Origin of the sequence: Streptomyces sp. AcH 505 (assembly GCF_000818175.1) — a bacterium.
Lineage (GTDB): Bacteria > Actinomycetota > Actinomycetes > Streptomycetales > Streptomycetaceae > Streptomyces.
The window spans coordinates 1,335,713-1,341,620 of record NZ_JTIY01000001.1 but is presented as its reverse complement, the minus strand read 5'-3'; the positions used below and the strand labels follow the sequence as shown (position 1 = coordinate 1,341,620).

The 5,908-nt window shown below is 70.9% G+C and carries 4 protein-coding genes; 3 read left to right on the top strand and 1 reads right to left on the bottom strand.

The features are described from left to right. Positions 1-1,070 (bottom strand): FAD-dependent monooxygenase (locus HY68_RS06115; RefSeq protein ID WP_041985309.1); only part of this gene is annotated, 1,070 nt, incomplete at its 3' end. A gap of 39 nt (positions 1,071-1,109) precedes the next feature. Between HY68_RS06115 and HY68_RS06110 the strand changes: the two genes are divergently transcribed. From HY68_RS06110 to HY68_RS06100, 3 genes are all read left to right on the top strand, one after another. Beyond that, positions 1,110-1,781, top strand: a complete 672-nt coding sequence (locus HY68_RS06110) for a TetR/AcrR family transcriptional regulator C-terminal domain-containing protein (RefSeq protein ID WP_041985307.1) — start codon at positions 1,110-1,112, stop codon at positions 1,779-1,781. A 127-nt stretch (positions 1,782-1,908) separates the two neighbouring features. Continuing rightward, complete coding sequence (locus HY68_RS06105; RefSeq protein ID WP_198533222.1) at positions 1,909-3,459, top strand: glycosyltransferase family 29 protein; 1,551 nt, start codon at positions 1,909-1,911, stop codon at positions 3,457-3,459. Beyond that, positions 3,456-5,801, top strand: coding sequence for a glycosyltransferase (locus HY68_RS06100; protein ID WP_041985304.1), 2,346 nt, complete (start codon positions 3,456-3,458; stop codon positions 5,799-5,801). Before HY68_RS06105 ends, HY68_RS06100 begins: the two co-directional genes overlap by 4 nt. Positions 5,802-5,908 lie beyond the last annotated feature (107 nt).

Below are 5,908 nucleotides of genomic sequence, written 5' to 3'. Positions count from 1 at the left end.
TCGCCGCGGTGGATGCGGGTCGACAGGCCCAGCATCTCGGCCGCCACCGGGCGGCGTTCGCCCTCGTACGTGTCCAGCAGCGCGTCGGGCGCACCGTGCCGCAGCACCTGGCCCAGCTTCCAGCCCAGGTTGTACGCGTCCTGGATGCTCGTGTTCAGCCCCTGTCCGCCGGCGGGGGAGTGGACGTGCGCCGCGTCCCCCGCCAGGAAGACCCGGCCATCCGTGAAGCGGTCGGCCAGGGCCGCGCGCGGGCGGAAGTCCGACGACCAGCGGACCTCGGTGACGTCGTCCGCCGTGAGATGGGTGCGGGAGGCGATCAGTTCCCGTACCCCGGCGGGTGAGATGTCCGGCGTCGAGCCGTCCTCGAACCGGCCCGCCAGCTGGAAGTCGGCCGTGCCCGGCAGCGGGCAGAGCGACAGGAACGAGCCGTCCTCGCCCGGGAACACATGCCAGTTCAGCCGGTCGAGGGCGGGGATACGGACATCCGCGACGATCATCGCGGCCGGGTCGACGGTCTCACCCGTCATGCCGATGCCGAGCAGCGCGCGCACCGTGCTGCGGCCCCCGTCGGCGGCGACGGCGTACCGCGCCCGTACGGTCCTGCCGTCCGACAGCTCGGCCGTGACGCCCCCGCCGTCCTGCGCGAGTCCGCGCAGCGCTGCGCCGAACTCGACGCTCCCGCCCAGCTCCAGCAGGCGCGCGTACAGGATCTCCTGGGTGCGCCACTGCGGGACGAGCCACGGCCCGGTGTACGGCTCTGCGGGCGACGGCGCGGCGTCCTCGAACATCCGGTGCTCGCCCTGTCGCTCGCCGTTCTTCCAGACCATGCCCACCGGGGCCGGGCCGCCGGACGCGAGCATCGACGCGACGACGCCCAGATCGTCCAGCACCTCCAGCGTGCGCGGCTGGATGCCCTTGCCGCGCGAGCCGGGGAAGAGCCCCGCCGCCTCTTCGACCACGCGGACCGACACCTCGCGGCGCCGCAGGTCACAGGCGAGGGCCAGCCCGGTGGGGCCCGCTCCCACGATCAGGACCTCGGACACCGCTTCCTTAACGTTGTTAAGTTCCATGGTTCAGAACGATGCGCTTAACGCTGTTAAATTGTCAAGGTGGCTACGACACGACTCGACCGCGCACTGGTCGCCCGCACCGCCCTGCGCCTGCTCGACAAGGGCGGTCTCGAAGGGCTGACCCTGCGCGCCATCGCCAAGGAACTGGACGTCAAGGCACCCGCCCTCTACTGGCACTTCAAGGACAAACAGGCGCTGCTCGACGAGATGGCCACCGAGATGATGCGGCGGATGACGGCCGACCTGCCCGCTGAGCCGTCGGGCGACTGGCAGGAGTCGCTGACGGTGATGATGCGCGGGCTGCGTACGCATCTGCTGCGCTACCGCGACGGCGCCAAGGTCTACAGCGGCACCCGCTTCACGGACACCGGGTACGCCGCCTCGATGGACACCAGCCTGCGGATCTTCACCGACGCCGGCTTCACCCCGGCGGGCGCCGCCCGCGCCTGGATCACCGCGTACAGCTACACCATCGGCTTCGTCATCGAGGAACAGGCGATGGGGCCACGCGTCGAGGAGGGCGAGGGGGAGCAGGGCGGGGGAGGTGAGGGGTACGACCTCGACGCCCGCGCCGAGCGGCTGGCGGACTTCCCGCTGGCCGCCGCCGCCGGCTACGAGATCTTCCAGCAGCAGGACGCCGGCTTCGACGCGGGACTCCGGGCCGTCACTGCCGGCATCGCGCAGACCCTGCTGCCGCGCCGGGGCGAGTGAGCCCGGCGAGGGCCGGAACCCGACGTTTCCCCTTCCGACGGGCCGAGTTCATCTCCGGGTCGCACACGCTGCCTAGCCTGTCCCGACCCGCCCATCCGTCAGAGGGGCAGAGGACGCTGGGAGCAGCATGACAATGGCCGCCCGTAACCGATGGCCGAGGCAGGGCAAGGGGGTGAGCCGCGACACGTCGTCCGCGGGCGCCGAGTCCAGAACCCGGGCCGAGGACCGGATCACCCCGACCGGGCTCGACGAGTGTCTGCGCGCCTGCGCCGTCCACAGCGGCAAGCTGGTGGCGGGGCTCGACCCACGGCGTAACGAACTCGCCGAGAAGCTGCGGGCGTTGCTCGCCAGCCACGCGACGGCGCACGCCGCGCAGGCGGCCAAGGCGCCGGCCCCCGCCGGCGGCGCCGCCGCCGCCCTCCTCAGGCGCGGTACCAAGGCGGGCACCTCCACGGGGACCGCCCTCGACGCCGATCTGCTCGACGCGCTGCTCGCCGTCGGCAACAAGGCCCTGGAGTGCGGTTACGACGACGAGCTGAAGCTCGCCCGGCTCGTCGGCGACACGGTCCTGACCCAGCGCAAGGGCTCCCGGGCCGGCTGGCGGCTGCGCGCCCGGATCCTGGAGGCCACGGGCGACGAGATCGGCGCCATCAAGGCGTACGAGCGCTATCTGGAGCTGACCGAGAACGACGGCTTCGCCGTCGCGCCGAGGAACGCGGGACTGCGCGCCGCCCGGCAGCACCAGGCCGAACTGCTCGCGCTGCTGCAGCGCGAGTGCCCCACGGCCACGCTGTACGCGGACGGCCCGGCGACCGACGTCTGGGCGGAAGGCCTCGCCCGGTACGACAGCGGCGACCGGGACGGCGCCGAACCGAGGCTCGTCGGCGCGCTGCTCGCGATGGCAGCCGACGAGGACAGCCCGGTGCAGGACCTCCAGCAGTGCCTGGGCCAGTACCTCGATCTGCGGATCGGCGAGCGGAGCCCGCACATCGCCGCGCTGCGCGAGCATCTCGCCCTGTACGCGGAACAGCGCAGGAACCGGATGCGCGGCCCGGTCGACGACCCCACGTACGCGGGGGTCAACTGGCTGACGCTCGGCGAGTTCCGTAACCAGATCGCCGGCAAGTCCATCTGTCTGATCGCCAACTCGCAGCGCGTGGGCCACAGTTCGCTCGGCCCGGAGATCGATGCCTACGACCTGGTGGTGCGCTTCAACTCGTACCGGATCGACGCGCCCGCCACCGGCAGCCGCACCGACATCCACGTCTCGATCCACAAGCACAGCTTCAACTGGGAGAAGCGCGTCACGACCCGGCTCATCTTCGGCGGCCTGCCGAACGACTGGCGCTACTCGATGCGCACGCGGCTGGTGCCCGGCGCGCAGAGTTACGTGGGCGACGACTCGCTGCGCTGGCCCGTACGCAACATCGGCGGCATCGGCACCGACGCCTGGCCGTCGATCCCGACCAGCGGCTTCAACATGCTCTGGCTGCTGGACTTCCTCGACGTCAGTCCGAAGCTGGATCTGATCGGCTTCGACTTCTACGAGAGCGGCGCCTACCGGATCAGCGAGGCGATGCGGATGCCCATCACCTCCGTCCACGAGTACACCAGCGAGAAGGCATGGGTCATGGAACGGGCCCAGAGCGTGACCGACGCGAGGATTTCCCTGAGATGACCGCCAGCTCCCCGACCACCGCCCCGAACACCGCGTCCGCGAGCGCCGCCTCACTGACCGGGAAGCGCCGCATCGCCTTCGCCAGCTTCGTCGACGAGAACTACCTGCCGGGCTTCCTCGCCCTGCTGCGCAGCCTCGCGCTCTCCAACCCCGGCGTCTGCGAGGACTTCATCGTCCTCCACGACGACCTGCGGCCTTCGTCCATCGCGAAGATCCGCGCCTTGCACCCGCGCATCGAACTGCGCAGGGTCGACGCGGCGCGCTACGACACGTACGCCAAGGGCGACCAGGACAACTACCTGGTGCGCAAGGCGTACTTCATCCTCGACGTGTTCCGAATACGGGACTACGACACCGTGATCACGCTGGACACCGACATGGTGGTGCTGGGCGATCTGCGGCCGCTGCTGAAGCTGCGCGAAGGACTCGCCGCCGTACCGCAGTTCTTCTACGGCCAGCACAAGCTCAACAGCGGGCTGCTGGTCATCCAGCGCGAGTACCTGAGCGACGAGTTCTGCGCGCGGATCGACACCACGGGCCGCAGCGGCGACTACGAACTCGACAAGCACGACCAGGGCATCCTCAACGCCGTGCTCGACGGTGACTTCGTCCAGCTCGACAACCGCTACAACTTCGTCAAGCGGCGGCTGTCCGGCGACAAGCCGGTGCCCGACGACACCGTGATCCTGCACTTCACCGGCCGGCACAAGCCCTGGCAGGGCGGCGAGGCCGGCTACGGCCAGGCGCAGGACCGGTGGGCCGAGTTCGACCTGTCCGACGCCGAGTTCCACGCCGCGTTCATGACGCGCTCCAAGGACCCGCACCACGACCTGATGGTGCACTTCGGCGCCCCGCACGTCGCCCGCACCGGCGATGTGGAGAGCGCCCGCAGGCTGGCGCTCGCCCAGCTCAACGGCGGCGAGTACCAGCAGGCGGTCGACGTCCTCAGCTCCGTCTCCGTCCCGGTCGACGAGGCCTGGCCGCACGAGGTGTTCGGGCACGCGCTGATGAGCGTGTCCCGCTACGAGGAGGCCGAGGCCCAGCTGCTGCTGGCGACCGCCGCCCCCAACCGGGCGCCCACGGCCTTCGCCAGGCTCGCCCAGATCGCCTGGATCCACGGCGACGACACCACGGCGCACCAGTACGCCGTCGACGGCCTGTCCGTCGACCCGACCCACCGGGCCAGCCGGCTGATGCGGCTGCGCACCGAGGCGCCCGCCGGACCCCCCGAGGGCCCGGCAGCCGAGCAACTGGCCCATGTCGCCTTCTACATGCCCCAGCAGGGCAACGCGGGCGACAAGCTGCTGCCCGAGTCGGTGCGGCTCACCTTCGACCCCGAGACGGGCCCGAGCCGCTGGCACTCGGTCCACGCGCACCGGCTGTTCGACGAGGCCGCGCTGGAGCGGGTCAACGCACGCCGCGGCCTGGTCATCGGCGGCGGCGGGCTGTTCATCCCGGACACCGCGCCCAACGGCAACAGCGCCTGGCAGTGGAACGTCCCCGACGAGACGCTGAACCGCATAGACGTGCCGATCATGGTGTACGCGGTGGGCTTCAACGCCTTCGACGGGCAGTCCTACCGGGCCGGGCGGTTCAACTCCAGCCTGCGCCAACTGGTGGAGCGCTCCTCGTTCTTCGGGCTGCGCAACCACGGCTCGATCGAGAAGGTGCGCGCGCTGCTCCCCGCCGAGCTGCACGACAAGGTGCGCTTCCAGCCCTGCCCGACCACGGTCACCCGGCAGCTGGTCGACGGCTGGACCGACCCGGCGCAGCGCGAGAACACCATCCTGATCAACGCCGCCTACGACCGGGCGGGGCTGCGCTTCGGCCACGACTACGCGCACTTCCTCGCCGAGATGGCCAAGGCCGTCAAGGCGCTGGGCGCGCACGCCGAGGTCAAGTGCGTGGCGCACTCCCTCGACGACGAGCGCATCGCCTTCGACCTGCGGCGCGAGCACGGCATCTCGCTGCCGGTCATCCCGATGTACGACTTCGAGAACGACGAGATCCGGGACACCTACGCCCGCACCAAACTGGTGATCGGGATGCGCGGTCACGCCGGGATGATCCCGTTCGGCTGCGGCACCCCCATCATCAGCCTGATCTCGCACCCGAAGATGGCGTACTTCCTCGCGGACATCGGCCGCCCCGAGTGGGGTGTCTCCGTCCACGAGAAGGACCTCGGGGCCGTACTCACCGAGCGTGCGGTGGGGCTGCTGAAGGACCATGCAGCGACCGTCGCCGACGTGCACGGCAGGCAGCAGGAGCTGTGGAAGGTCACCCAGGCGAACGCCGCCGACCTGCGCGCCATCCTGGGCGTCCGGGTCCCGGCCGGCCGCTGACAGCCGGCCGTCGGTACACGACGAGGGGCGGGGCGCCGAGCGCCCCGCCCCTTGTCCGTACGTCTCTCAGCGCGCGCCCAGCACCTTGCGGCGCAGCCGGCGCGCCC